We start from the raw sequence: 26,520 nt of genomic DNA, 5'->3' as shown, positions 1-26,520 counted from the left end.
CCAGACGGGGAACCGGAATACCCAAATCCAACCTGCAGACTCTCGTTATGAATGAGGGACCAGCGGGGGGCAGGTCAGAGGGTGTAGGTTTCCTGTTTCAGCGCACCGGCCTTGCCGATGAGGTGCAGCTTTTCCACCAATAGCTCGTGCGCCGAAATATCGGGGCGCTCGGGTGGATTGTGCATGACTGCAAGGCTGATTTCGCCATTAAGCAGCAGCCCTTCAAGCTCGCGGCTGAATCCCTCGCGGAAACGCATCTCGATCTCAGGGAATTCGGCTTCAATGCGGCGCAGGAGCGGCGGCACGATGAACTCGCCCGGCGTGGGCGGCATGCCGACAACGACGGTGCCCGCAGGTTTTTCCGAACTGGCCGTGATATCGTGATAGGTCTGGGCGAGTTGGCTGAAAATCGCATAGGCCCTGTTCAGCAGCATCTTGCCGCTCGGGGTCAGATCGACCCCGCGTACCGAGCGCTCGAACAGGGTGAGGTTGAGATCGGCCTCCAGAGTGGCGATTCTCCGACTCAGGGCAGGTTGGGCGATGTTGAGCCGATTGGCGGCTCGGGTGATGCTGCGCTCTTCGGCGACCGTGACGAAACACCGGAGCGTGCGCATATCCGGCTCCCAGTCCCATCCGATGCGTTTTCCATTCATCGCTAGCATTCTCCCCCCTACGGACCTGCAACAACGCATAAGCCGCAACTTGACTCCGACCCACCACTTGTACCCAAACCCGGTTGCCATTTCGATCTCAAGCGGGGTTGAGGAAGTAACTCAGACAGCCTCCAGCCAGATAGCGACGAAGCGAGATAGAGCCCGATCGGCGCAGCCGAGGCCGCGATACTTGCGGAGCGGTTCCTAAACCCGGCATGGATAGGAGCGCATCAACGAGCATCGTCACCGGCCCAACCGAAGCGCAAAGTGCGCGCCCATGTGGCTCACATTGTCCCTGCACGGAAATCGCACGGGCACTTTCCCAACCAGTTGAAATTCAAGAAATTTCCGTCCAGTCCATCATCGGGGCGACGGCAAAGATTTTCTGGCCGTTTTTCAGAATGTTGTCGTTCATGGCAACCAGATCCCGAATGACCCACCGACCAAGGCAATTGCGCGGGCTTGCGGGGCTGTGTCCCGCCGTGATGCGGCGCCCGTGCGGCGGGCCGTTTGACCGCTTCCTATTCTCGGTCTTCCTGTTCGCACGCCTCATCTGGTTCGTGGAGGGTCAGATCCGCCAGCTTTGCCGTCATGGCATAGTCGGCGTAGCGGATCACCATGTCGCGTTGAATGCCGCTCTCGTGAAGCTTGAAGCTGACATTATAGTCGCTGGTCTCCTCGCCATCGGCCGCGTCCCCGTCGAAATAGGCTGCCGTCACCGGCACGAAGGACTCCTCGGCCAGCCGGCCGAGCGCCGGGCGCTCGATATCGTCGGCGGGCACGGGTCTCGCCTTTCCCACCACGACGGACACCATCACCGCCTGCTTGGCAAACTCCGTACCATCGAAGATGGCGGTCTCGTAAAAATGTTCTCCGGCTTGGAGCCTTTCCAAGAGTTCGCGCATCTGTGCCGTCGGAAACAGCGTCGGGCCAAAGCTGCGCCGGGTTTCCTCCGGCGCCTCGTAGTCCACCACCGTACTCCCGTCTTCAAGACGCGCGGTGCCCTTCACCTCGTTGTCAAGCTCCTGGTCGATGTAGGAGCGCGTCACGAAGCGCAGCGTCTCGCCCGCCGCATCCTCGAAGCTGGTAACGCGCTGGTCCACGAGCCTTGGCCCCTCCGTGGTGTCAAAGCGCATGACAATGCGGGACTTCAGGGTATAGCCTTCGCAGGCAGAGCCGGAGAACTCGAACACCCATCGCCCGTCGAGCGCCTCCACCTGCGAATCCTCCTCGGCGTGGGAAAGGGCGAGGTCATAGACGGCGCGATGCGGCACGAGCGTCTGGGCTGCGGCCATGCCGGCGAAGACGCTCGCCAGCGGTGTGAGAACATAGAGCGCACGGCGCGGGACGCGCATGTGGATATCTCCGTCATCGAGGTTTTATGATATCGCGCTTTCTCAAGTCACGGATGAATGCCCGTCGTGGCGAAAGAGAGGCGATTTGGCAAGGGCGATAGAGGAGCGAGGAAACATTCATGGCCACGACGATCGACAAGCGGCTTCTCGAACTGGGTGTTGAGTTGCCGGAACCGGCTGCCCCGGCCGCAAACTATGTTCCCTTCGTGCAGACGGGCAACCTGCTCGTCACCTCGGGGCAGCTTCCGATCAAGGACGGCAAGCTGATGGCGATGGGCCTGCTCGGCCGCGAGCTCGGCACCGAAGCCGGCAAGCTGGCAGCCAAATGGTGTGCCGTCAACGTGCTGGCGCAGGCGCGGGCGGCGCTGGGCAAGCTGGAGCGGGTGCGCCGCATCGTCAAGATCACCGTCTTCGTCGCCTCCACGCCGGACTTCACCGAGCAGCATCTGGTCGCTAACGGCGCCTCGGATTTTCTTGTCGCGGCCCTTGGCGAAACCGGCCGCCACGCCCGATCCGCCGTCGGCGTCGCATCTCTGCCGATGAATGCGCCGGTGGAGATCGAAGCCATTATCGAAGTCGCTTGAGGAGCCTCCATGTCCGACCTGTCCTGGCTGACGGCTCAGCCCATCGCGCATCGCGGCTTTCACGACATGAACCGTCAGCGCTGGGAGAACACCCTCGCCGCCTTCGAGGCGGCGGTGGATCACGGCTATGCCATCGAGTGCGACGTGCATCTGGCCGCCGACGGGGTGCCAGTGGTCTTCCACGACGAAACCCTGGAGCGCCTGACGGGGCGGGAAGGCAGGGTCTGGCAGCTCTCCTCCACCGAACTCGCCGCGCTCCGCATTGGCGGTACGTCGCAGACGGTGCCGACGCTGGCACAGGTGTTGGAGAGGATCGGCGGGCGCGTTCCCCTTGTCATTGAACTCAAGGGCGTGGCGGGCCATGATTCCGGCCTGGCGGAGAAGGTGCTTGCCTGCCTGGCCGCCTATGAGGGCAAGGTCGCGCTCATGTCGTTCGCGCACTGGATCATCCGCGAGCTGGGCGCGAATGCCGGCGGCTGGCCGATCGGGCTGACCGCCGAAGGGCGCAGCGCAGCCGATATGGAAGCGCATTTCTCCATGCTGGCGCATGGCCTGTCCTTTGCCTCCTACAATGTGGATGACCTGCCCAACCCCTTCGTTTCCTTCCTGCGCGAGCGCCTGTCGCTGCCCGTCATCACCTGGACGGTGCGCAACAGGGAGGCGATGGAGCGGACCTTCCGCTATGCCGACCAGATGACCTTCGAGGGATTCTCACCATAAGGCAGGGTGAAACCGCCGCCCCGGCAACCTATGTTGCGGGCGGATGACGAGGGAGCCCATGCAGGACACACACGCGGTGATGCTGAAGGCGGTGCAGAGCCTCGGAGCCTTCAACGCCGAGGAATGGGCAAGCCTGCGCGGCACGGCGCGCGGCGGACGCACGCCCTACAACCCCTTCGTTTCCCGCGCTTTCCTGATGGCGTTGGAGGATAGCGGCTGTGCCGTCCAGCGCACGGGCTGGCTTGGCCAGCATCTCAGGTTGGAGGGACCCGGCGGCCGGCTTCTGGGCGCGGTGCCGTGCTATCTGAAGTCGCACAGCCAGGGCGAATATGTCTTCGACCATGGCTGGGCCGATGCCTTCGAGCGCGCCGGCGGGCGCTACTATCCCAAGCTGCAGGTCTGCGTGCCCTTCACGCCGGCCACCGGCCCGCGTCTTCTGGTGGCGGAGGATACGGATGCGGATGCCGCCCGCCGGGCGCTGTCGGAGGGGCTCAAGGCCCTGACCGAGCGGCTGGGCGTCTCTTCGCTGCATGTGACCTTCGCCCCGCAGGAGGATGTCGCCGCGCTGGAAGCTTCCGGCTTTCTGGTGCGCACCGACCAGCAGTTCCACTTCTTCAACGAAGGCTATACATCCTACGAGGACTTTCTCGCCAGCCTCGCCTCCCGCAAGCGCAAGGCCGTGAAGAAAGAGCGTCGTGCCGCGCTCGAGGCGGGAATCACCATCGAGTGGCTGACCGGCCGCGACCTGACGGAAGCCGTGTGGGACGACTTCTTCGCCTTCTACATGGATACGGGCAGCCGCAAGTGGGGTCGGCCCTATCTCAACCGCCAGTTCTTTTCGCTGATCGGCGAGCGCATGGCCGACGACATCCTTCTGGTGATGGCGAGACGCAGCGGGCGCTACATCGCCGGTGCCATCAACTTCATCGGAGAAGACGCGCTCTACGGCCGCAACTGGGGCTGCATCGAGCACCACCCCTTTCTGCATTTTGAAGTCTGTTATCATCAGGCGATCGAGTTCGCCATTTCCAGGGGGCTGAAGCGCGTCGAGGCCGGCGCGCAGGGCGAGCACAAGCTGGCGCGGGGCTACATGCCCGTGACCACCCGCTCGGCCCATCACATCGCCCATGCAGGCCTGCGCCGCGCCGTGGCCGACTATCTGGCGCGCGAGCGGCTGGAGGTGGAGGCCATCGGCGAGATCCTGGCCGAGCACGCGCCCTTCAGGAAGGACGGCTGAACACTGAAGGCTTGACCGGCGCCGCGCCACGGCACAAAACACCAGCGCCGCGATTGAAGAGACGAGGAACGCGATGACCATGACGGCCTATGACGAGGGCAATCCCTTCGCCAAGATCCTGCGCGGCGAGCTGCCCGCTCACAAGGTGTACGAGGACGGCGACACGCTTGCCTTCATGGACATCATGCCGCGCGGCGATGGCCATTGCCTGGTGATCCCCAAGCGGCCAGCCCGCAACATCCTCGACGTCGACCATGAGAGCCTCGCCGCACTCATGCGCACGGTTCAGAAGGTGGCGCGCGCCGTCATGAGGGCGTTCGACGCCGACGGCGTGACGATCCAGCAGTTCAACGAGCCGGCGGGTGGCCAGGTGGTCTTCCACCTGCATGTGCATGTCCTACCCCGCTTTGAAGGCGTGGCACTGCGCCCCCATACGGGAGAGATGGCCGATCAGGAGCAGCTTGCCGAACAGGCCCGCAGGATCCGCGAGGTCATCGAGGCGCAGGACACGGGCCAGGCTCGACAAGAACAGGCCAGCCGTGCAGGGCAGGCGCGGGAATGAAATATCCCGCCGTCAACAGGCTCTTCACTTTCGCCTGCTTCTCGGTGTCGCCCATCGCGGGCTCTCTTGTCAGCTTCCTGTGGCACGGAGGGGCATTGTGGTGCACCTTCGAGGTTGCCACGCGTCGCCAGCGGCTGAGCGATGACCGCGACATGCGCAACATCGCCCTGCTTCTCTATCTCTATGCCGGCGCGACGCTGCTGTCCTATCTGATCAACGGGCCGAGCACGGATACGATCGGCCGCATCATCCCGCTGGCAACCTTTCTGCTTTTCCCCTTTTCCTATTCGGTCTGGAGCATTTCCGAGAAATCAGCGGTACGCGAGGCCGCGATTTTCGGCAGCATGGCCGCCAGCTACGGCGCTGCGCTGTTTGCCCTGGTGGAGCATTTCGTGCTTCACACGCGCCCGGAGGGCGGCGCGGGGAATGCGCTGGTCTTTGCGCTTGTTTCCTGCATGGCTGGCGCCGTGTGCCTGTCGGCGGCGCTGATTCAGGAGACCCGCTGGAGGGCGGCGCTGTTTGGCGGGTATGCGGCGAGCGTGCTTGCGGTGCTTCTGTCGGAGTCGCGCTCGGTATGGGTGGCGATGGCCGTGCTGCTGGTGGTCAACCTGATCGTCTTCCGCCGCCGCCTGCAGCAGATTTTTCGCGGCTCGCTGATCTATGCCGCGGCAGCCTTTCTCATGATCGCCATTGCCGCCTCGGGCGTCCTGATCGACAGGTTCAAGCAGCTCGAAGCGGATTGGACCGTGCTTTCAGAACAGGGCGACTACAACAGCTCCACCGGCCTGCGCCTCGCCATGTGGGAGATCGGTGCCCGGCATTTTCTCGCCCGCCCCCTCCTCGGCAACGGACCGCAGAACACGCGCGCGATCATCCGCGAGAACCTTGCGGAGAACTTCGGAATCGGCCGCAGCTTCACGCATTTCCACAATGGCTTTCTGACCTTGCTCGTCGAGTCGGGCATTCTCGGGGGTGGCGCGGTGATCGCGGTATTCCTTCTCGCCACCTGGATGGCGTTGCGAAACCTGCGCGCGGCATCAGACGAAAATGCGCGTTTCGGTGCCATGCTGCTGCTCACGCTGGTTGTCACCTATGGCGTCAGCGGCAGTGTCAACATCGTGCTGGGCCATGACATCATCGACACCGTCTTCATGGTCTTCCTGATCGTCGGCACCTATCTGGCAAGCGGCGAATCGATGCTGGAGAAGCGCCGACGCGCCGGGCTTCGCGAGCCTCAGTAAGTCGCTTCTACGCGAGAAGCAGCCCTGCCCCCAACACCGCCTCGCCTGCGACGATCCCGACGGGAACGCTCTTGCCGGACGCCAGATAGGCCGCAAATCCCGTCAGCCCCGCTGCAGCGCGCAGGAGCGGCGGCGTTGCGGCAAGCGCGCCACTGGGAAAGAGCACCAGATTGGCGATCACGGCGGCCACCAGCGCCGTGGCGATGCAGCGCACGAGCACGATAAGCTGCGAATCCTCCGAGATCCTCCCGCCGAGATAAACCCCCAGAAAGCGCCAGAAGTCCGTTGCCAGCCAGCCGGCGACGAGGATGAACAAATAGGGCCACCACCATGCGTCGATTGCCGTGAAGGTCATACCCCGCCCCTCCGCGCCGCCGACAGGTGAATGGCGAAGGCCGCCAGACCGGCCACCAGGCCCGCCGCCAGAAGGTCGAACTCGGGCAGGAGCAGGTGGAAGACGGGGCCGAGAACAAGGCCCAGCACCATCGCCACCTGTCCCGCACGCTCACGCGCCGAACCCCACAGGGAGGTAAGGAAATACATTGGCGTTAGGAAGAAAAGTGCGGCCGAAACGGCCGGAGGCAGACGGCCTGCAATGGCAAACACCACCGCCACCACCCCCATATTGACCAGCACCAGCGTGGCGCCCAGACCGGCATAATAGGTCGTGCGCATGGACCGCGGCACATGGCGGAACTGCTGCATCGCCAATACCCAGGAAGTGACAGCGACGAAGTGAGACAGCGCGTAGAGCACCCAGGCCGGCGTTCTGGGCGTGCGCATCTCCGGCGTCAGCGCAACCACCATCGGCGCCAGCCGCACCGAAGACAAGGCCACGGCAAGGGCCGCTGCGGGCAGACCGTTTCCCGAAAGGATGGCCCCCACCAGCACCACCTTGCCTGGGAGCGCCCACACCACGCCGGTCATGAACACCGCCTGCGCCAATGTCAGGCCCGCATCGCGCGCAAGCCCTGCAAAGCCGACAAAAGCGCTGACCAGTATGAGCCCGGGAATGGAAAAGGCGGCAAGCACGCCACGGCGGAACCAGACCGCGCGCCTTTCCTCCCGGCCGGAACGGGCAAGTTCAACGTGCTGCATGGGCTTTGCCGAATAACACAACCGCCATCATCATGCGACAGGCGGCTGCTGTCCCGCTTGGTTCACCGTGCGGCGTGACGTTGCGCCAGCCGCTCATAAAAAAGCGCGCGGGACCTGAGAGGGTCCACGCGCGCGATGACGGGAAAAGCTGCCTCAGTCCTTGCGCGGCAATTGCGGCACAAGGCTGCGCTTCGGCGGCTCCTTGGTGGCCGGCGGGCGCTTTGCCTTGGGCCTCGCCTTCTTGGCGGCAGCCGGCCTTGCCTTCCGCGAGGATCCGGCCTCGCGTTTCGGCTTGACCGGGGTATCGTCCGGTATCGCGTCGAGCTTCAGCGCGTCCGCTTCCCTGTCGAGCGTGACCCGCACGGTGCCACCGCGCTTCAGCTTGCCGAACAGAACCTCCTCGGCGAGCGGCTTCTTGATGTGCTCCTGGATCACGCGGCCCAGCGGGCGTGCACCCATGCGCTCGTCGTAGCCCTTCTCGGCAAGCCAGGCGATGGCCTCCTCCGACAGGTCGAAGGTGACGCGACGCTCGGCGAGCTGCGCCTCAAGCTGCATGACGAACTTCTGCACCACCTGATGCACGACCGGAACAGGCAGCGAACCGAACGGAATGATGGCGTCGAGCCGATTGCGAAACTCCGGCGTAAACAGCCGGTTGATTGCCTCCATGTCGTCGCCCTCGCGCTTCGACGAGCCGAAGCCGATCGCGGGCTTGGCCATGTCGGCCGCTCCCGCATTGGTGGTCATGATGAGGATGACGTTGCGGAAGTCGATGCGCTTGCCGTTGTGGTCCGTCAGCTTGCCATGGTCCATGACCTGCAGAAGGATATTGAACAGGTCGGGATGCGCCTTCTCGATCTCGTCGAGCAGCAACACGCAATGGGGATGCTGGTCGACACCGTCGGTGAGCAACCCGCCCTGGTCGAACCCGACATAGCCCGGAGGCGCACCGATCAGCCGTGAGACGGTGTGGCGCTCCATATATTCCGACATGTCAAAACGCAGAAGCTCCACGCCCAGCGAAGCGGCGAGCTGGCGGGCGACCTCCGTCTTGCCCACGCCCGTGGGGCCGGAGAAGAGATAGGAGCCGATGGGCTTTTCCGGCTCGCGCAGGCCGGCACGCGCCAGCTTGATGGAAGAGGCCAGCGCCTCGATGGCCTTGTCCTGGCCGTAGACCACGCGCTTCAACTCGGCTTCCAGGCCGGAGAGCACCTTCTCGTCATCGGCCGACACCGTCTTGGGCGGGATCCGCGCCATGGTGGCGATGGTAGCCTCGATCTCCTTGACGCTGATCGTCTTGCGACGCTTCGACTCCGGAAGAAGCTTCTGCGAGGCGCCCGTCTCGTCGATCACGTCGATCGCCTTGTCCGGCAGCTTGCGATCGTTGATGTAGCGCGCTGAAAGCTCCACCGCCGCCTTTACCGCATCATTGGTGTATTTCACCCGGTGGAAGTCCTCGAAATAGGGCTTCAGCCCCTTCATGATCTCGATGGCGTCCTCCACCGACGGCTCGTTGACGTCGATCTTCTGGAAGCGGCGCACCAGCGCCCGATCCTTCTCGAAAAACTGGCGGAACTCCTTGTAAGTCGTTGATCCAATACAACGAATGGCGCCGGAGGAGAGCGCGGGCTTCAGCAGGTTTGAGGCGTCCATCGCGCCGCCCGAGGTGGCGCCGGCTCCGATCACCGTGTGGATCTCGTCGATAAAGAGGATGGCGCCCGGAAAGTCCTCCAGTTCCTTGACCACCTGCTTCAGACGCTCCTCGAAATCGCCGCGATAGCGGGTGCCGGCAAGCAGGGTGCCCATGTCGAGCGCGAAGATGGTCGAGTCGAGCAGCACCTCGGGAACGTCGCCCTCGACGATGCGCTTGGCCAGCCCCTCCGCAATCGCCGTCTTGCCAACGCCGGGATCGCCCACATAGAGCGGGTTGTTCTTGGAGCGGCGGCACAGAACCTGGATGGTTCGGTTGATCTCCGCTTCGCGGCCGATCAGCGGGTCGATGCGCCCCGCCCTCGCCTTGGCGTTGAGGTTGATGCAGTAGGCCGACAGCGCATCCTGCTGCTGCTTCTTCTTGGCCCCCTCCTCGGCCTCCGCACCGGTAGCGCCCGCCTGGTCCTCCTCGGCGCCGCGCGGGGCGCGCGGTTCCGAGGCGCCGGGGCGCTTGGCGATGCCGTGGCTGATGTAGTTGACCGCATCGTAGCGGGTCATCTGCTGTTCCTGCAGGAAATAGGCGGCATGGCTCTCGCGCTCGGCGAAAATGGCCACGAGCACGTTGGCGCCGGAAACCTCTTCCCGGCCGGAGGACTGCACATGGATGACGGCGCGCTGGATGACACGCTGGAAACCGGCCGTGGGCTTGGAATCCTCGTCATAGCCGGTGATCAGATTGTCGAGCTCGGTGTCTATGTAGTCGAGGACGGTGCGCCTCAACTCGTCAAGATCGACATTGCACGCCCGCATCACCGCGGCGGCATCGTTGTCGTCGATGAGCGCCAGAAGCAGGTGCTCCAGCGTGGCGTATTCGTGATGGCGTTCGTTGGCATAGGTCAGCGCCTGGTGAAGTGCGCGTTCCAGGCCCTGCGAGAAAGCCGGCATTAGTACCTCACTTCTTTTCCATCACGCATTGCAGCGGATGCTGATGCTGACGGGCGAAATCCATGACCTGAGCCACCTTGGTCTCGGCCACTTCGTAGGTGTAGACGCCGCATTCGCCGACGCCGTGATTGTGGACGTGCAGCATGATCGTCGTGGCGGACTCCCGGTCTTTCTGGAAGAATCGTTCCAGAACATGAACGACGAACTCCATCGGCGTGTAGTCGTCGTTGAGAAGCAGCACGCGATAGAGGCTCGGTTTCTTCGTCTTCGTCCGGGTCCGGGTAATGACCGCCGTTCCGCGCCCGGTGCCGTTGCCGTTCTCACGGGTCATCCGCAATACGTCGCCTGGCATCTTGCTCTCGCCGATCGTCACTGGTCCCTTGCTCTTCGCCCCCCTTGAGGGGCGACATGTAGGTACTTCAGTGGCGATTTTAAGCCCTTCTCCCGCGCTGACAATACGGATTGCACGCCTGCCGCCGTCAATTTTTTGAAAGAGGGCGTTCCGGCCCCGCCGGACCGCCTTGCCATCGGTGCAAAATGCCGCAAAGCATCGGGTTTGTTTCGAATTGGAAAATTCCGCGCAGGATTTAAGACACCATAAACGAAATGGTAACGCCCCCGGCCATAGCGTCAGGGCAGATGGGTCGCCCGCGGGGCGCCCCCGGAACGAGGTCCTTCACAGGCTGGAATGGGTGAGCTCGTGCGGCTGACGCTTGCAGGTTTTCTTGGAGTCTTTCGCGGTTCCTTCGGCTTTGCGGTTGCGGCAACCCTCGCCGCTGCCGTGATGCTGACGGCGGCTCCGTCCGCTGCCAATCCGAAATATGCCGGCATCGTCATCGATGCGAAAACGGGCAAGGTGCTCTATGAGGACAATGCGGATGCGCCGCGCTACCCGGCCTCGCTCACCAAGATGATGACCCTCTACCTCGTCTTCGAGGCCATGGACAGCGGCAGGATCTCCAGGAACACGCGCATTCCCTTCTCGCGCAACGCCGCCGCCGAACCGCCGACCAAGCTTGGCGTGCCGGCCGGCCACAGCATCACCGTCGAGCAGGCCATCAAGGCCCTGGTGACGCGCTCGGCCAACGATGTTGCCACGGCGGTGGCCGAATTTCTGGGTGGCTCCGAGGCACGGTTCGCCGAGACGATGACGCGCAAGGCACGCCAGCTCGGCATGGCCTCGACAACCTTCAGGAACGCCCACGGCCTGCCCAACAGCGCGCAGAAGACCACGGCCCGCGACATGGCGCGGCTGGGAATCGCCCTACGCGAGCATTTTCCGCAGTACTACGACTATTTTTCCACCCGATCCTTCACCTTCGCCGGCCGCCGCATCACCTCCCACAACAACCTGCTGGGCAGCGTGAAGGGCGTGGACGGCATCAAGACGGGCTATATCCGCGCCTCCGGCTTCAATCTGGTCTCGTCCGTCTCGACCGGCGGAAAGAGCATCGTGGCCGTGGTGATGGGCGGGAAGACCGCCCGCTCGCGCGATGCGCACATGGCCGATCTGATCCACCGCACCCTGCCCAAGGCATCGACGGGCGGCGACCGCATGCTGATTGCTCGCGGCGGTGTTGCCCCCGTACTGGCCGCGGCGCTGCCGCGCAGCGCGCCGGTGCCCACCGAGCGGCCGGAAGAGATTCCCGTCATCGCCTATGCGGAGGAGGCGCAAGGCTCGGCCGCCCGCGCAGCCCTTGCCGCCGCTCCCGTGCCGCGTCCGCAGGTGAGCGTGGAGGCGGAAGGCGACGTCGATCCGATGAGGACGGCGTCGACCGAGGTGAAGGGCTGGGTGATCCAGGTCGCCTCCCTGCCCACCGAGAGCGACGCGCTGCGCCTTCTGAACGAGACGAGCCAGCGCGCGCCCACGGTTCTGGCCGATGCAAAGCCGTTCACCGAGGTCTTCGAGAAGGATGGGCGGATCTTCTACCGCGCGCGCTTCGGCGGCTTCTCCGGCAAGGCGGAGGCCTGGAGCGCGTGCGAAGACCTGAAGAGGAAAAACGTCGCCTGCTACGCCGTGCAGAACTGATCGCTTCCGCTTACGGCAAGTTTTTGCGTCCAGGGGAGTTCATCCGTGATCGGACAGGAGTACGTCTCTCGCTTCGTTGATACGCGCGGCAAGAAAAGACGAGCCGCCCATATCGGGGTGCAGGCGCTGCATGAGGCGGCGATGAGCCTTGCGGATTTCCGCCGCGCTCGCGCCGGGCTGAAGACCAAGGATCTCGTAGGCCTCCTCCTTTGTCATGCGGCCCGCAGTGCCCGTGCTGCCCTGCCCCCGGCCCTGGTCCGTATCCGCGCCTTCGCGCCAGACGGGAAAGCGGCCGTCAAGATACGTTTCCAATAGCTGCAGGCTTTCTGCATCGCCCGCCAGCTCCCGTCGCAGTTCCAAGAGCTCCTCAAGGCTCATCCCGGCCAGCCGTCGGCCTTCGTGTCGGCCGACCAGAACCACGCCCTCCAGCGCGCCGGTATCGTGGTCGAGTTCCATTTCAAGGGCTGCCGTGCGTACGGCGGAGCGCTGGCCGGGGGTGCGCCGCGCCCGGGCCCGCAGACGGCTGGAGCCGAGCCAAGCGGCCGCACTTGAAAGAAGCATGCCGCCAAGGCCCGCCCGCCCGGTCAGCAGGAACACCACGCCCGCAATCCCCAGGGCGAGCGGACCGGCCAGCCGCAGCGCATTTGCAATGCCGGCCGGGCTTGCCCGCGTGAAGGCAAGCGCAGCCAGAAGCAGAATGAGCAGAAGCGCAAAGGCAAGAAGGGGAACGCTCATCGCCTCCCGCCACGCAGGTGCTCGATCATCAGCCGATCCTCGGGCCGGCCGCGCGCCTCCAGCGCCGCAAGGCCGCCGGTGGCGAAGACGGCAACCGAGGAAAGCAGCTTGGCAAGCGTATCGGCGGCATTGCGGTCGAAGCGGAACCAGGCGCCCTTGGACAGCCTGGCAATCTCGCGGAATGCGGAGGTGGCTATCGGGTCGCTTCCTTCCTGAAAGACGAACACCGGCAGGCCCTTGAGGCCCAACTGACCGGCCTTGTCGGCCAGCGTGTCCACCTCCTCCTCCATCGCATCGCCGATGAAGACCAGCGCATTCACCCTGCCGCGCGCGTTCTCCTTGAGCGCATGGGAGAGCACCTTGCCGATCTGGGTGCGCCCGCCGCGGCAGTCGATGCGCGTCATCAGCCGCTTGAGCGCCGCCGTATCGGCGACGAAACGCGAGGCCGCACACTCGCCGAAGCCACGATAGTAGACGAGCTGCACGTTGAGCGCCCCTGCCCTGCCCACGGCGTCGAACATCTTCGCCTGAATCTCGCAGGCCAGATCCCAGGTTGGCTGGCGGCTCATGGTGGCGTCGAGCGCCAGGATCAGCCGCCCGCTTCCCGTTCCTGCGCGGCTCTGGGCGAGCGCGCGCGCCTGGCGCACGAAGGCTTCCACCGCGCGCGGATCCGAGCGGGCCGGCTGGATGTCCGCCCTCTCTTCGGTTCTGGCAGGCGTCTTCTTGTCGTTCATGGGAAACAAGATGTGGTGGGCGGTGGCGGCTGGCAAGCCCCTCGCCGTCTACAGGAGGCCAAGTTCGACCAGTTCGCGGCGCATGTGATCGGGCAGCTCGTCGGCTGCTCCGCCGGCCGGCTGGTCGGCGGGGGCATCCTGCGGCTTGAGATAGCGCCACCCCTGGAAGGGCCGCCTGGGCTGCCACTGGGTGCGCACCACCTGCGGCTCCAGCACCAGATGGCAGCGCGACACGCCATCGCCGTCGGTGAAGGGCCGGATGTCGAGCAGCCGCTGCCGGCAGCGCACCATGCCCTTGATGACCCAGTAGAGCGAGCCGCCCGCCAGCAGGTCGTCGATCCTGCGGGGGATCATGCGGGTGGTGTGGAAATGCTCGACAGGCTCGCCCCGCCGCGCCTTCTCCTCGAGGCGCATGGCAATCCATGCCTCGAGATCTTCCGGGCTTTCGCAGCCGACGCACAGCTTGATGAGATGCAGGGCCATGGGAGGATTTCTAGGGCGCCGGCGTCACGGAAGAAAGCCCCCCTTTGGGCCATCCACAACCACCGCTCTCAGCACTCCACCACGTTGACCGCCAGCCCGCCGAGGCTCGTCTCCTTGTAGCGCTCGTTCATGTCGAGGCCGGTCTGGCGCATCGTCTCCACCGCCGCATCGAGAGAGACGAAGTGCTTGCCGTCGCCCTTGACGGCCAGCGAGGCCGCAGTCACCGCCTTCACCGCACCGAGCGCATTGCGCTCGATGCAGGGCACCTGAACGAGGCCGGCGACGGGATCGCAGGTCATTCCGAGGTGATGTTCGAGCGCGATTTCGGCAGCATTTTCCACCTGTGCGGGCGTGCCCCCCATCACCGCGGCGAGCCCGGCAGCAGCCATCGCCGATGCAGACCCCACCTCCCCCTGGCAGCCCACCTCGGCACCGGAGATGGAGGCGTTGTGCTTTATGATGCCGCCGATGGCGGCAGCCGTCAGCAGGAAGTCGCGAATGCCCTTCTGATCGGCATCGACATGGAAGCGCAGCCAGTAGCGCAGCACCGCCGGTACCACGCCGGCAGCACCGTTGGTGGGCGCGGTGACGACGCGCCCGCCGGCGGCGTTCTCCTCATTCACCGCCATGGCGTAGACGGACAGCCAATCATTGGCGGCAAGCGGGTTGGGGCGGTTCTGGCGCCACTCTGCCTCCAGCTTTTCGTGAAGATCGCGTGCCCGCCGGCGCACGTTGAGGCCACCCGGCATCACGCCCTCCTTCGACAGGCCCCGCTCGATACAGGCTGCCATGGTCTCCCAGATGCGGTCCAGCCCGGCATCGAGCTCCGCCCGTTCCAGATGCGTTTCCTCGTTGGCCCGCTTCATGTCCGCTATGGAAAGGCCGCTTTCCTCGGCCATGGCGAGCATCTGACGGGCATTGGCGAAGGGAAAGGGCACCCGGGTGTCCACGGGCGGCTTGCTGGCGGCCTTGAGGGTCTGCAGTTCCTCCTCCGATACCACGAAGCCGCCGCCCACCGAATAGTAAACACGGCGCAGCAGAAGCCGTTCCCCGGCATCGAAGGCGCTGAAGGCCATGCCGTTGGCATGGCCGGGCAGCGGCGCCTTGCGGTCGAAGACGAGATCGGCTTGCGGATCGAAGCGGTATTCGGGGTGGCCGGGCGGGCTCAACCGCCTCGTCCGCGCGATGCGCTCGATGATCGCATCCGCAGCGTCGGGGTCCACCGTCAGCGGCGTGTAGCCCTGCAACCCCAGGATCACCGCCCGATCCGTCGCATGGCCCACACCGGTGAATGCCAGCGAGCCATGCAGGCTCACGGAGAGCCGGGCGACCTCTACACCGACGGGACGCGGCCACTCGCCCTGCACAATCTCACGCAGAAAACGCTCGGCCGCCACCATCGGTCCCATCGTGTGAGAGCTTGAGGGGCCGATGCCGATCTTGAACAGATCGAACACGGAAAGAAACATGCAGTCACTCCAACCGCCCGGAATGCACGCATCCAAGCGTGCCCGCGTCTCTCATGCATGTCAGGAAACGACATGGAAAGGCAAGCATCAAAGGACAGGGCGCAGCCTTGCGGCTGCGCCCTGTCATCCCCGAAAAGGAAACGATTTTCTTTCTAGCTCGCCGCGATCACGGCAAGGGATTCGCTTCCTGCAAAGAGCCACGCCAGGAGGATGATCCCGGCAAGACCGACCGCCGCCTTGACGGTCACGCTCCAGCAGGACTTCTGAACGGAGTCGTCCATAGAATTCCCGTCTTGTCTTCATTTCGGGCGCCGGCCTTTCGTCCCCACGGCCAGCCGCCTCAGGCCGGGGAATACTCCTGCCGGTTTCGCGATGCAACAGGAAAAGCGGCGGGAAATGGGCAGACGCGCCGGCCAGGCTCTCGCAGAATGGGTATCCGTACTGTTATTTCAATGACTTGTTTGAAAGCCTGACTGTCATCAAATTTCAATCATTGGGGCGAAATCGGGGCGCTTTCCACAGTCTCGGGGGCAGGCAGAAGCTCCCCGGTTCGCCCCGTCAGCCGGTAGGCGGCAAGCCCCAGCCACTCGCGAGTCGCGGTCGTGGTGTTGCGCAGGGAGTCGAGCACGTTGTCGGCGGCGAGGCCAAAGCGCTCCTCGCCCGTGGTCTTGTAGTCCACGGGCCAGGCAACGACGGGAAACCCGGCCTGCCGGAAGGCGCCCGCCGCGCGCGGCATGTGAAAGGCGGAGGTGACGAGCAGCCAGACCTCCCCCGGCCGTGGATCGACGAGGCGCCGTGAGAACAGCGCATTCTCGTAGGTATCGCGCGAGCGGTTTTCCAGTTCGATGCGGTGCGGCTCGACTCCCAGCGCCGTGAGGAGGCGTGGCGCAGTATCGGCATCCCCCTCGCCGGGAAGGATCAGCGCGCCCGAACCGCCCGAGACGACAAGACGCGCCTCGGGCCAGCGGCGCGCCAGAATGGCCGCCTCGACCAGGCGGTCGCCGCTGGCATTCAGCTCATAGCCGCCGCGCACCAGATTGATCGCGCCCTCGAAGCCGCCGCCAAGAACGATGATTCCATCAACCTTGTCAGGCGGAAGATCCACCTTCTGAAAGCGGTTCTCCAAAGGATGGAGAAGCAGCGCACCGAGAGTTGTCCATCCCGAAAGGCCGAGGATGAGGAATGCCAGAAGGCCGAGGCTGAGCGAGATCCTTCGCCGGTGCACGAAAGTCGCCACGAGCGACGCAGCGACCAGCAAGACGGCAAGATTGAATGGCTGGACCAGTCCCCAGAAGATGGCGGAAGCGACATGAAACATGGCTTCCGCCTCCCAGCCCTCTCGCGCCCCGCCTGGCTACCACCAGCGCCTGGGTTCAAAGCGGCCGGCTGCCTGTTCGATGACATGGGCCGTGCGGAACAGAGTCTCCTCGTCGAAGGGCCGACCGATGAGCTGCAGGCCGAGCGGCAGCCCCCTGCCGTCGAGACCCGCAGGAACCGCAATGCCCGGCAGACCGGCCATGTTCACCGTCACCGTGAAGATGTCGTTGAGATACATCTTCACCGGGTCGGCATCCATGTCCTGCTCGGCGATGCCGAAGGCGGCGGAGGGTGTGGCAGGCGTGAGAATGGCATCGACGCCGGCAGCGAACGCTTCCTCGAAGTCGCGCTTGATGAGCGTGCGCACCTTCTGCGCCTTCAGGTAGTAGGCGTCGTAATAGCCGGCAGAGAGCACATAGGTGCCGATCATGACGCGCCGCTTCACCTCGCGGCCGAAGCCTGCAGCACGGGTCTTCTCGTACATGTCCACGATGTCGCGCCCGGGCACGCGCAGGCCGTAGCGCACTCCGTCATAGCGGGCGAGATTGGAGGATGCCTCCGCCGGCGCCACGATATAGTAGGCAGGCAGCGCATATCTGGTGTGCGGCAGGGAGATGTCGACGATCTCCGCACCCGCCTCGCGCATCCACTCGATCCCCTTCTGCCAAAGCGCCTCGATCTCGCCGGACATGCCCTCGACGCGATACTCCTTGGGAATGCCAATCCTCAAACCCTTGACCGACTGGCCGATGGCCGCTTCGTAATCGGGCACCGGCCGGTCCACGGAGGTGGTGTCCTTGGGGTCCACCGAGGCCATGGATCTGAGCAGGATCGCCGCGTCCCGCACATCGCGGGCAATCGGCCCTGCCTGATCGAGCGAGGAGGCGAAGGCAACGATGCCCCAGCGCGAACAGCGCCCATAGGTGGGCTTTATCCCCACGGTGGCGGTGAAGGCGGCCGGCTGGCGGATGGAGCCGCCGGTATCGGTGGCCGTGGCACCAGCGGCAAGCCACGCCGCAACGGCAGCGGCCGAACCGCCGGAGGAGCCGCCGGGCACCAGGGGCTTGTCGTCGCCCTCGGCGCGCCAGGGGTTGACGACCGGGCCGTAATACGAGGTTTCGTTGGACGACCCCATGGCAAACTCGTCCATGTTGAGCTTGCCCAGCATGACCGCCCCGTCGGCCCACAGATTGGCGGTCACCGTGGATTCGTAGCGCGGCCTGAAGCCGTCGAGGATGTGGCTTGCCGCCTGGGTGTGCACATCCTCGGTGGCGAAGAGATCCTTGATGCCGAGGGGAATGCCCTCCAGGGCACGGGCCTCTCCTGCGGCAATGCGCGCGTCGCAAGCCTTGGCCATGGCCCGCGCCTTGTCCGGCGTTACGGCGACGTAGGCATTCAGTTTCTCGTTCGCCGCCTCGATGGCGCTCAGATAGGCTTCGGTAAGCTCAAGAGCTGAAATCTCGCGCGAGGCGAGTTTCTCGCGGGCTTGTGCAATGGTCAGGCGGGTAAGGCTGGAGTCGGTCATCAGGCCGCTTTTCTCGAATAGAGGTTTCAGTGACGTGGCGGCGCAGTTTTCCTGCGCCTATTCGACCACCTTGGGCACGACGAAGAAGTTTTCCTCGCTTGCCGGCGCGTTGGCAACGATGTCGGCCGCCTTGCCGCCGTCCGTCACCTCGTCCTGGCGCTTCTTCATGCTGATGGGAATGACGGAGGTCATCGGCTCGACATCCGTGACATCCACCTCGCCCAATTGCTCCACAAAGCCGAGGATGGCGTTGAGCTCGCCGGTCATGCGGGTGGCTTCCTCCTCGTCGACGGCGATTCTGGCGAGCCTTGCCACGCGCTTCACGGTCTCGATATCGACGGACATTCTGCTCTTCCTAGCCAGGGAAACGATGGCACAGGGCTATAGTCGCGCCCGGCGCGGGGCGCAACAACCATTGCCGAAAAAGGCGCGCCGTCAGAGCTCGACGGTCTTGCCGCGCTCCGGCACAAGCACGCTGGTGCGCGAGCCCTTCATCCCTGCGACGAACTTCTCCGCGGACTGGTCGATGATCGGGAAGGAGGCATAGTGGCAGGGAACGACGGTTTCGAAGTTGAAGTAGCGCCGGCAGGCAAGCGCCGCCACCGCGCCGCCCATGGTGAAGCGGTCGCCGATGGGCACGATGCCGATGGCCGGATGGTGCAGCTCCTCGATCAGCGCCATGTCGCCGAAGATGTCGGTGTCGCCCATGTGATAGAGCGTCTTTTCCTGCGGGAAATGCAGAACCAGACCCGCCGGATTGCCCAGATAGACATTGGTGCCGTCGTCGAGCGGGAAGGAGGAGGAATGGCGGGCCTGCACGAAGGTGGTGGTGAAGCCGCCGCAATCTACCGTGCCGCCATGGTTTCCGGGGTTGATCTTGTCCTGCCCCACGCCCTGCCCCACCAGATACATGCAGACTTCGAAATTGGCCACCAGCATGGCGCCCGTCTTCTTCAGGATGGCCAGCGAATCGCCCAGATGGTCGGCGTGGCCATGGGTGAGCAGCACATGGGTGACGCCCTCTGCCGGCCCCTCCCAACCTCCGTCCCAGCTCGGATTGCCGCTCAGAAACGGGTCGATCAGGATGTTCGCGCCGGCCGCCTCGATCCTGAAGGCGGAATGGCCGTACCACGTCACTTTCATGTTCAGCCTCCTCGCTTGTTGCGTAACGAAAGGATAGAACGCGCTGTCAGTGTGTCAAAGCCGAGGCAGCCTCATGGGCGTCCTATCCATCGAAGAATTGGCCGAGACCTTGCCGACCAGCCAGCCCGTGGCGGGCATCGACCTGGGCACCAGGACCATCGGCCTTGCCGTCTCCGATCTTGGCCTGAGGCTTGCCACGCCAAGGCCGGTGATCGCGCGTCGCAAGTTCACGGAGGATGCGAAGGTCCTGCTCGACCGGCTGGCAGGCGAGGAAGCAGCGGCGCTGGTGATCGGCCTTCCCGTCAACATGGATGGCAGCGAGGGGCCGCGCGCCCAGTCCACGCGTGCCTTCGCGCGCAATCTGGCGGCCCTGACCGCGCTGCCGCTGGTCTTCTGGGACGAGAGGCTTTCCACCGTGGCGGCGGAGCGCACGCTGATCGAGATGGACGTGTCGCGCGCCAAGCGCGCCGGGCGCATCGACTCGGCTGCCGCCGCCTTCATCCTGCAGGGCGCACTCGACCGGATTCAGATGCTGCGGGCGGCATCGCCACGCAGATAGCGCATCCGCCGCGCGGCAAGCCAGGCGCGGATGGCGCGGCGGCGGCGAAAGGCGAGAATCGCAAGGATAATCAAGGAATCGATCACACAGGCGCGCGCCAGCAGCATGGGCAGCGCCGCGGGGTCGATGCCCAGGATGCTTCCGTAGATCTCGAAGACGAGATCGTGCATCGGGCGGCTGAGAAAGAGGAACCCGAAGCTGATGTCGTTGAAGGAAAGGAAATACCAGCCCCAGATGAGGGCCATGGGCAGCGCCCAGAAGATGAGAATGTAGCGCAAGGGGCCCTCCGTCGCTGCCTGTGGCTCAGCCGCAGACTGGCCCGCGCGGCGGCGTCACGCAACGCTAACCATTCGTTAAGGTTAATTTCGACGGGCTGCCCTACCCCTCCTCGGGATACAGCATCTCCACGATGGCGGCGGCGTCGTGGCGTGCATCGAGCATGCCATAGGTGGCGCGCCACTGGCCGGCGAGACGGGTCTCGATGAACGCATCGGCCACGCGCCCTGCCCCCAGCCGGCGCAACTCGGCAGCGGCGGCGGCCAGCGCCAGCTGCTCGGTCAGAATGCGGGCCGTGCCTTCGTCCGACTGGCAAACGCGGATCGCTGCCTTCAGCACCTCCACCGTGCCGCGCCCCGCCTCCCCCAGATCGGTCTCGATCTGCGCCAGCACCTCGTCGAACAGCGCAGGGCTGCGCGCCAGCACGCGCAGCACGTCGAGCGCCATGACATTGCCGGACCCCTCCCAGATGGCATTGACCGGCGCCTCCCGGTAGATGCGCGCAAGCGGTGCCTCCTCGACATAGCCATTGCCGCCCAGGCACTCCATCGCCTCATAGGCGACGGCAGGCGCGATCTTGCACACCCAGTACTTCACCACCGGTGTCATGACGCGTGTGAAGGCGGCGTCGGAGCGGTTGGTGGCCGCCTCGTCGAAGGCGCGGGCCAGGCGGAAGGAAAGCGCCGTCGCGGCCGCCACATCAAGCGCCAGATCGGCCAGAACCCGGGCCATCAGGGGCTGCTCGGCAAGCCGCGCGCCGAACACGCGGCGGTGGCGTGCATGGTGCACCGCCTCGGCGAGGGCGGCGCGCATGAGCCCGGCCGAACCCAGAGCGCAGTCAAGCCGGGTCAGCGTCACCATGTCCATGATGGTGCGTATGCCGTGGCCGAGCTCGCCGACCGGATGGCCGAGCGCACCGTCGAACTCCACTTCCGAGGAGGCATTGGAGCGGTTTCCGAGCTTGTCCTTCAGGCGCTGGAAGCGAAACCCGTTGTCCGAACCGTCCTCCCCAAGACGCGGTACCAGGAAGCAGGAAAGCCCCTCCTTTGCCTGTGCGAGCACCAGGAAGGCATCGCTCATCGGCGCAGAGAGAAACCATTTGTGACCGGTGATACGATAGAGCCCATTGCCCGCCGGTTCGGCAGCGGTGGTGTTGGCGCGCACATCGGTACCGCCCTGCTTCTCCGTCATGCCCATGCCGAGCGTGACACCCTGTTTCTGCCCGGCGGCTCGGTTCGCGTGGTCATATTTGCGCGAGAGCACGCGCGGCGCCCAGACACGGAAAAGATCCGGGCTGGCCAGCAGCGCGGCCAGGGAGGCGTTCGTCATGGTCAGCGGGCAGAGATGGCCCGCCTCAAGCTGCGCCGTGAGATAGAAGCGCGCCGCCCGCACCTGGTGGCGCCGGCCCTTTTCCGCCTCCGTATCCTCCCATACGGAACAGTGCAGCCCCGCCCCGACAGAGCGGCGCATCAGCGCATGGTAGGCGGGGTGGTACTCGACGAGGTCGGCCCGGCGCCCATAGCGATCATGCGTCTTGAGAGCAGGTCCCTGCGTGTTGGCCAGGCGCGCAAGATCCTGCGCCTCGGCATTGCGCACGAATCGGCCGAGCATCTCCAGATCCTTGCGCACGCTGGCGGAGAAATCCTCGCCAAGCTGGATGAGCAGCGGATCCGCCCGCCAGGCGTTGGTTCCGCTCAGGGGCGGCGGCTGGTTCGTTACCTCGTGATTCACGCAAGTCCTTCCTTTGCCGTTGCAACCGACGGCCATTCCTGTTTGGTGATATGAGCCTAACCCCTTTCCATTTCCATTGAAAATTGCCGGGAGAAACGCCCCACAAGCTTTTCTCCCGCTTGCGGGAGGGGGCACCTCGGCCTATAGCAGCGCCTTGAGATGACCGAAGCACCAGCCTTTCCGCTCTTTCCGCACCGCCACCTGCTGGGCATCAAGGGCCTGTCCCCGCTCGACATCGAGATGCTTCTGGACCGCGCCGATGCCGCCGTCGCGGTGTCCCGCCAACCGCTCAAGAAGCTGGCAACGCTGCGCGGGCGCACGCAGATCAACCTCTTCTACGAAGCCTCGACGCGCACCCAGTCCTCCTTCGAGCTGGCCGGCAAGCGACTGGGGGCGGATGTCATGAACATGTCGGTGGCGAGCTCCTCCACAAAGAAGGGCGAGACGCTGCTCGACACGGCGGCGACGCTGAACGCCATGCGCCCGGATATTCTCGTCATCCGCCATTCGGCCGCCGGGGCCGCCGCGCTGCTGGCGCAGAAGGTCGGCTGCTCGGTGGTCAATGCCGGCGACGGGGCGCACGAGCATCCGACCCAGGCACTGCTCGACGCGCTCACCATCCGCCGCGCAAAGGGGCGGATCGCGGGCCTTCTGGTGGCCATCTGCGGCGATGTCCTGCACTCGCGCGTTGCCCGCTCCAACATCATCCTCCTCAACGCGCTGGGTGCGCGCGTGCGCGTCGTCGCGCCTTCGACATTGATGCCGACGGGCCTTGCACAGATGGGCGTGGAGCCGTTCACCGTCATGGAAGACGGGCTGAAGGGGGCCGATGTGGTGATGATGCTGCGGCTTCAGCGCGAGCGCATGGCCGGCAGCTTCGTGCCGTCCGTGCGCGAATATTTCCGCTTCTACGGCCTCGACGCACGCAAGCTGAAGGCGGCGAAGGAGGATGCGCTGGTGATGCATCCCGGCCCGATGAACCGCGGTGTCGAAATCGCCTCGGAAGTTGCCGACGGTCCGCAGAGCGTCATTCAAGAACAGGTGGAGATGGGCGTGGCGGTGCGGATGGCGGTGATGGAGGCCCTGCTCGACCCGCGCCGCAACGAGGGGGACGGAGAATGAGCACCACCGTCTTCACCAATGCGCGCGTCGTCGATCCTTCGCGCGGGATCGACGAGACCGGCACCGTGATCGTCGAAGACGGCACGATTCGCGCCGCCGGAGCCGATGCCCTGAACCAGGGCGTGCCGGAAGGCGCAAGTCTCGTCGACTGCGCGGGCAAGGCCGTTCTTCCCGGTCTTGTCGATGCCCGCGTGTTCGTTGGCGAGCCGGGGGCGGAACACCGCGAGACCATCGCCTCGGCCAGCCGCGCCGCGGCGGCCGGCGGCGTCACCTCCTTCATCATGATGCCGGATACCGCGCCCGTCATCGACGACGTGGCGCTGGTGGAGTTCGTGCTTCGCACCGCGCGCGAAACGGCGCTCGTCAACGTCTTTCCCGCGGCGGCCATCACCAAGGGGCTGGCCGGCGGGGACCTGAGCGAGTTCGGCCTTCTGCACGAAGCCGGCGCCGTCGCCCTGACGGAAGGCCGGCATACCGTCGCCAGCGCACTGGTCATGCGCCGTGCGCTCACCTATGCGCGCGACATGGAGATCGTCGTCTCCCATGCCACGCAGGATCCCACCCTTGCCTCCTCCGGCGTCATGAACGAAGGGCTTCTGGCAAGCTGGCTGGGCCTGCCCGGCATCCCGCGCGAGGCGGAAGCCATTCCTCTGCAGCGCGACCTGATGCTGGCGCGGCTGACCGGCGGGCGCTATCACGCCGCCGAGATTTCCACCGCCATGTCGGCCGCTGCCATGCGCCGCGCCAAGGATGAGGGGTTGCCGGTGACGGCGGGGATCAGCATCAACAATCTCTGCCTCAACGAAAACGACGTCGGCGAATACCGGACGTTCTTCCGCCTCTCCCCGCCCCTGCGCGGCGAGGAGGATCGCCTGGCGATGGTGGAGGCGCTGCGAGAAGGCACGGTGGACATCATCGTCTCCGCCCACGATCCGCAGGATGTGGACACCAAGCGCCTGCCCTTCGCCGAGGCCGCCGTGGGCGCCATCGGGCTCGAGACGCTGCTGGCCGCCGCCCTGCGGCTCTACCATAGCGGGGATGTGCCGCTTCTGCGCCTCGTCGAGGCGCTGTCCACGGCGCCGGCCCGGCTCTTCGGCCTGCCCGGCGGCACGCTGAAGCCCGGTGCGCCGGCCGATCTCGTCGTCGTCGATCTTGACGCACCATGGGTGGTGCGCGAGGCGGACATCCGCTCTCTTTCCAAGAACACCGCCTTCGAGGGCGCGCGCATGCAGGGCCGGGTCTTGCAAACGCTGGTGGCGGGCGCCACAGTATTTTCGGCCTGAAGGAAGCAGGAGGAGGAAGGATGCCGGACCCCGCCGACTGGCAAACCGCCCTGCCCTATCTGCTCGCCGCGCTCGGTGCGGGCTATCTGCTGGGCTCCATTCCCTTCGGCTTTCTCATCACGCGGCTGGCCGGGCTTGGCGATGTGCGCAAGATCGGCTCGGGCAATATCGGGGCCACCAATGTGCTGCGCACGGGCCGGAAGGGCCTGGCTGCCCTCACCCTGCTGCTCGACGCGCTGAAGGGGACGGCCGCCGTGCTGCTGGCCGCGCTCTATGGCTCCGACTACGGGCTCGTGGCCGGTTTCGGCGCCTTTATCGGCCATCTGTTCCCCGTCTGGCTCGGCTTTAAGGGCGGCAAGGGCGTGGCCACCTATCTCGGCATTCTGATCGCCGCTGCCTGGCAGGGTGCATTGGTCTTCGCCGCGGTCTGGCTGACGGTGGCCTATGCCACACGCTATTCCTCGCTGGCTGCGCTTGTGGCCGCGGTCTGCGTTCCGCTGGCGCTCTACCTTCTGGGCCTTACGGGCCCGGCACAGCTTTTCACCGTGCTCAGCCTTCTCGTTTTCCTGCGGCATCGGGCGAACATCGTGCGGCTGATCCAAGGCCGCGAGTCGCGCATCGGGGCAAAGGGGTGAGCGGGACGGGCCGCCGCCTGAGCGAGCGGCAGCGGCGCGCCTGGCTGCGCCTTATCCGCACGGAGAATGTCGGCCCCGCCACCTTCCGCGACCTTATCAACCGCTTCGGCTCCGCCGAGGCCGCCCTGGCTGCCTTGCCCGAGCTTGCCCGCAAGGGCGGCGCGCGACGCATCGGCATCCCGCCGGAGGACGAGATCGAAGCCGAGTTGGAAGCGGCCGGCCGGCTGGGCGCCCGCTTCGTGGCCATCGGCGAGGCGGAGTATCCGCCGCTTCTTGCGCGCGTCGACCATCCGCCGCCGCTGATCGCTGTCAAGGGCCGGCCTGAGCTGCTGCGTGCGCCCGCAGTGGCGATCGTCGGCGCGCGCAATGCCTCGCTCTCGGGCATCAAGCTGGCCCGGCGTCTTGCCACGCAGCTGGGGCAGCAAGGTTTCCTCATCGTCTCCGGCCTTGCCCGCGGCATCGACGCCGCCGCCCACAGGGGCGGGCTGGAAACGGGCACCGCGGCGGTCATGGCTGGCGGGCTCGACCGGCCCTATCCACCCGAAAACGATGCGCTTTTCGCGGAGATCGGAGAGCGCGGCGCAGTGCTTACGGAAATGCCCTTCGGCTGGACACCCCGCGCGCGGGACTTTCCGCGCCGCAACCGCATCGTTGCCGGTGTGGCCTACGGGCTTGTCGTGGTGGAGGCAGCCGATCGCTCGGGCTCGCTCATCAGCGCCCGGCTGGCAAACGAGATGGGACGCCTGGTCTTCGCCGTGCCCGGCTCGCCGCTCGACCCACGCGCTGCCGGCACAAACAGGCTCATCAAGGATGGCGCCATCCTGACCACCGACGCAGGGGATGTCGCCGAGGCGATCGCGCCGCTTCTCGGCCGTCCGCCGCCGGAACGGCAGATGGAAGAGCCGCCCGACGACCTCGCCGCCCCGGCCCCGAGCGACGACGACCGCAGCCGGGTGCTCGAGGCGCTTGGGCCCACGCCGGTGCACATCGACGAGATTCTCCAGCACACCGGGCTCCACCCTGCCCAGCTCTCGCTCATCTTGCTGGAGCTCGAGCTCGCTGGCCGACTGGAGCGGCATTCAGGAGGGAGCGTCTCGCTGCTTCTCGACGACAGCGGTTGAACGCTGCCCCGTCTGGGCCGACAGTTGCGCGGGGCGCTGGCCTCGCAGGATGTCGCTCACCTCCATATGTGCCATCTCGATGAGATAGGTCAGCATGTCGCAGCGCTCCTTTCGCGCCAGTATCGCAAGTTGTCCGAGCATCGCCTCGATATAGGTCAGGGTTTCCTCGCGCTGCAGCTCAAGCGGTGTCCGGGTCATCCGGCCGCACTCCCTCGCTTTCTGAGCCCCCGTTTTCGCTGGATTTTTGTCATGATTCTTCCCGCACTTGGCCAACGGGAAGCATTCTTCGAGCAATGAAACATATATACCAATA

Annotated in this window: 29 protein-coding genes; 11 read left to right on the top strand and 18 right to left on the bottom strand. The window is 65.4% G+C overall.

What is annotated here, in order from left to right:
* Positions 1-74 precede the first annotated feature (74 nt).
* Both NYR58_RS09075 and NYR58_RS09070 read right to left on the bottom strand, forming a co-directional pair.
* Positions 75-653: a LysR family transcriptional regulator gene (locus NYR58_RS09075; protein WP_261520219.1), complete on the bottom strand. Its 579-nt coding sequence runs from the start codon at positions 651-653 to the stop codon at positions 75-77.
* Between the two features lie 521 nt (positions 654-1,174).
* Positions 1,175-2,008 (bottom strand): cell envelope integrity EipB family protein, encoded by an 834-nt coding sequence (locus NYR58_RS09070; RefSeq protein WP_261520218.1) that lies wholly within the window; start codon positions 2,006-2,008, stop codon positions 1,175-1,177.
* A gap of 119 nt (positions 2,009-2,127) precedes the next feature.
* Here NYR58_RS09070 and NYR58_RS09065 point away from each other — a divergent pair, with 119 nt between their 5' ends.
* From NYR58_RS09065 to NYR58_RS09045, 5 genes are all read left to right on the top strand, one after another.
* A complete protein-coding gene (locus NYR58_RS09065) occupies positions 2,128-2,592 on the top strand; it encodes a RidA family protein (protein ID WP_261520217.1) in 465 nt (154 codons plus the stop codon).
* Between the two features lie 9 nt (positions 2,593-2,601).
* Entirely contained in the window at positions 2,602-3,312 is a 711-nt protein-coding gene (locus NYR58_RS09060) for a glycerophosphodiester phosphodiesterase (protein ID WP_261520216.1), read from the top strand.
* A 58-nt stretch (positions 3,313-3,370) separates the two neighbouring features.
* On the top strand, positions 3,371-4,549 hold the full coding sequence (locus NYR58_RS09055; protein ID WP_378074537.1) for a GNAT family N-acetyltransferase: 1,179 nt from the start codon (positions 3,371-3,373) through the stop codon (positions 4,547-4,549).
* A gap of 73 nt (positions 4,550-4,622) precedes the next feature.
* On the top strand, positions 4,623-5,111 hold the full coding sequence (locus tag NYR58_RS09050; protein ID WP_261520215.1) for an HIT family protein: 489 nt from the start codon (positions 4,623-4,625) through the stop codon (positions 5,109-5,111).
* Positions 5,108-6,352: an O-antigen ligase family protein gene (locus NYR58_RS09045; RefSeq protein WP_261520213.1), complete on the top strand. Its 1,245-nt coding sequence runs from the start codon at positions 5,108-5,110 to the stop codon at positions 6,350-6,352. The genes NYR58_RS09050 and NYR58_RS09045 overlap by 4 nt, the downstream gene beginning before the upstream one ends.
* 7 nt (positions 6,353-6,359) lie before the next feature.
* Here NYR58_RS09045 and NYR58_RS09040 read toward each other — a convergent pair whose 3' ends face one another.
* The 4 genes from NYR58_RS09040 to clpS all read right to left on the bottom strand — a co-directional run bounded on the left by NYR58_RS09040 (position 6,360) and on the right by clpS (position 10,397).
* Positions 6,360-6,707, bottom strand: a complete 348-nt coding sequence (locus tag NYR58_RS09040) for an AzlD domain-containing protein (RefSeq protein WP_261520212.1) — start codon at positions 6,705-6,707, stop codon at positions 6,360-6,362.
* Entirely contained in the window at positions 6,704-7,450 is a 747-nt protein-coding gene (locus tag NYR58_RS09035; protein ID WP_261520211.1) for an AzlC family ABC transporter permease, read from the bottom strand. Before NYR58_RS09035 ends, NYR58_RS09040 begins: the two co-directional genes overlap by 4 nt.
* Before the next feature lie 153 nt (positions 7,451-7,603).
* Positions 7,604-10,045, bottom strand: a complete 2,442-nt coding sequence (gene clpA / locus NYR58_RS09030) for an ATP-dependent Clp protease ATP-binding subunit ClpA (RefSeq protein WP_261520210.1) — start codon at positions 10,043-10,045, stop codon at positions 7,604-7,606.
* 7 nt (positions 10,046-10,052) lie between these two features.
* Positions 10,053-10,397, bottom strand: coding sequence for an ATP-dependent Clp protease adapter ClpS (gene clpS, locus NYR58_RS09025; protein WP_261520223.1), 345 nt, complete (start codon positions 10,395-10,397; stop codon positions 10,053-10,055).
* Between the two features lie 336 nt (positions 10,398-10,733).
* On the opposite strand from clpS, the gene NYR58_RS09020 reads away from it, so the two are divergent.
* Entirely contained in the window at positions 10,734-12,074 is a 1,341-nt protein-coding gene (locus NYR58_RS09020) for a serine hydrolase (RefSeq protein ID WP_378074538.1), read from the top strand.
* Between the two features lie 39 nt (positions 12,075-12,113).
* On the opposite strand, the gene NYR58_RS09015 is transcribed toward NYR58_RS09020, so the two are convergent.
* From NYR58_RS09015 to NYR58_RS08975, 9 genes are all read right to left on the bottom strand, one after another.
* The gene (locus tag NYR58_RS09015) at positions 12,114-12,809 is read right to left on the bottom strand and encodes a DnaJ domain-containing protein (RefSeq protein WP_261520209.1); all 696 of its coding nucleotides are present in this window, start codon (positions 12,807-12,809) and stop codon (positions 12,114-12,116) included.
* On the bottom strand, positions 12,806-13,543 hold the full coding sequence (locus NYR58_RS09010; RefSeq protein WP_261520208.1) for a VWA domain-containing protein: 738 nt from the start codon (positions 13,541-13,543) through the stop codon (positions 12,806-12,808). Before NYR58_RS09010 ends, NYR58_RS09015 begins: the two co-directional genes overlap by 4 nt.
* 48 nt (positions 13,544-13,591) lie before the next feature.
* Positions 13,592-14,026, bottom strand: coding sequence for a DUF1489 family protein (locus NYR58_RS09005; protein ID WP_261520207.1), 435 nt, complete (start codon positions 14,024-14,026; stop codon positions 13,592-13,594).
* Between the two features lie 68 nt (positions 14,027-14,094).
* Positions 14,095-15,495, bottom strand: a complete 1,401-nt coding sequence (locus NYR58_RS09000) for an L-serine ammonia-lyase (RefSeq protein WP_261520206.1) — start codon at positions 15,493-15,495, stop codon at positions 14,095-14,097.
* Positions 15,496-15,647: 152 nt separating this feature from the next.
* Complete coding sequence (locus NYR58_RS08995; protein WP_261520205.1) at positions 15,648-15,776, bottom strand: hypothetical protein; 129 nt, start codon at positions 15,774-15,776, stop codon at positions 15,648-15,650.
* A 209-nt stretch (positions 15,777-15,985) separates the two neighbouring features.
* Complete coding sequence (locus NYR58_RS08990) at positions 15,986-16,813, bottom strand: YdcF family protein (protein WP_261520204.1); 828 nt, start codon at positions 16,811-16,813, stop codon at positions 15,986-15,988.
* Between the two features lie 36 nt (positions 16,814-16,849).
* Positions 16,850-18,337 carry an Asp-tRNA(Asn)/Glu-tRNA(Gln) amidotransferase subunit GatA gene (gatA, locus tag NYR58_RS08985; RefSeq protein ID WP_261520203.1) on the bottom strand — a complete coding sequence of 496 codons (1,488 nt, stop codon included), beginning with the start codon at positions 18,335-18,337 and terminating at the stop codon, positions 16,850-16,852.
* Positions 18,338-18,394: 57 nt separating this feature from the next.
* Positions 18,395-18,682, bottom strand: coding sequence for an Asp-tRNA(Asn)/Glu-tRNA(Gln) amidotransferase subunit GatC (gene gatC, locus NYR58_RS08980; protein WP_261520202.1), 288 nt, complete (start codon positions 18,680-18,682; stop codon positions 18,395-18,397).
* Between the two features lie 90 nt (positions 18,683-18,772).
* Positions 18,773-19,480, bottom strand: a complete 708-nt coding sequence (locus NYR58_RS08975) for a metal-dependent hydrolase (protein WP_261520201.1) — start codon at positions 19,478-19,480, stop codon at positions 18,773-18,775.
* Between the two features lie 73 nt (positions 19,481-19,553).
* Between NYR58_RS08975 and ruvX the strand changes: the two genes are divergently transcribed.
* Positions 19,554-20,039 carry a Holliday junction resolvase RuvX gene (ruvX, locus tag NYR58_RS08970; protein ID WP_261520200.1) on the top strand — a complete coding sequence of 162 codons (486 nt, stop codon included), beginning with the start codon at positions 19,554-19,556 and terminating at the stop codon, positions 20,037-20,039.
* Here the strand turns inward: ruvX and NYR58_RS08965 are convergent.
* Together NYR58_RS08965 and NYR58_RS08960 are read right to left on the bottom strand one after the other, a co-directional pair.
* Positions 20,006-20,317 (bottom strand): DUF6105 family protein, encoded by a 312-nt coding sequence (locus NYR58_RS08965; protein WP_261520199.1) that lies wholly within the window; start codon positions 20,315-20,317, stop codon positions 20,006-20,008. The two genes, ruvX and NYR58_RS08965, sit on opposite strands and share 34 nt — an antisense overlap.
* Before the next feature lie 100 nt (positions 20,318-20,417).
* The gene (locus NYR58_RS08960) at positions 20,418-22,082 is read right to left on the bottom strand and encodes an acyl-CoA dehydrogenase family protein (protein ID WP_261520198.1); all 1,665 of its coding nucleotides are present in this window, start codon (positions 22,080-22,082) and stop codon (positions 20,418-20,420) included.
* Positions 22,083-22,205: 123 nt separating this feature from the next.
* Here NYR58_RS08960 and NYR58_RS08955 point away from each other — a divergent pair, with 123 nt between their 5' ends.
* The 4 genes from NYR58_RS08955 to dprA are packed head-to-tail and all read left to right on the top strand — an operon-like array spanning position 22,206 to position 26,207.
* The gene (locus tag NYR58_RS08955) at positions 22,206-23,168 is read left to right on the top strand and encodes an aspartate carbamoyltransferase catalytic subunit (RefSeq protein WP_261520197.1); all 963 of its coding nucleotides are present in this window, start codon (positions 22,206-22,208) and stop codon (positions 23,166-23,168) included.
* Entirely contained in the window at positions 23,165-24,451 is a 1,287-nt protein-coding gene (locus NYR58_RS08950; protein ID WP_261520196.1) for a dihydroorotase, read from the top strand. The genes NYR58_RS08955 and NYR58_RS08950 overlap by 4 nt, the downstream gene beginning before the upstream one ends.
* A gap of 20 nt (positions 24,452-24,471) precedes the next feature.
* Positions 24,472-25,086, top strand: coding sequence for a glycerol-3-phosphate 1-O-acyltransferase PlsY (plsY, locus tag NYR58_RS08945; RefSeq protein ID WP_261520195.1), 615 nt, complete (start codon positions 24,472-24,474; stop codon positions 25,084-25,086).
* Entirely contained in the window at positions 25,083-26,207 is a 1,125-nt protein-coding gene (dprA, locus tag NYR58_RS08940; RefSeq protein ID WP_261520194.1) for a DNA-processing protein DprA, read from the top strand. The genes plsY and dprA overlap by 4 nt, the downstream gene beginning before the upstream one ends.
* Here dprA and NYR58_RS08935 read toward each other — a convergent pair.
* Positions 26,166-26,405 (bottom strand): hypothetical protein, encoded by a 240-nt coding sequence (locus tag NYR58_RS08935; protein ID WP_261520193.1) that lies wholly within the window; start codon positions 26,403-26,405, stop codon positions 26,166-26,168. The two genes, dprA and NYR58_RS08935, sit on opposite strands and share 42 nt — an antisense overlap.
* Positions 26,406-26,520: the final 115 nt, after the last annotated feature.

The sequence above is a fragment of the Chelativorans intermedius genome, assembly GCF_025398255.1.
GTDB classification, from domain to species: domain Bacteria; phylum Pseudomonadota; class Alphaproteobacteria; order Rhizobiales; family Rhizobiaceae; genus Chelativorans; species Chelativorans intermedius.
This window is presented reverse-complemented; position numbering and strand designations above follow the sequence as displayed.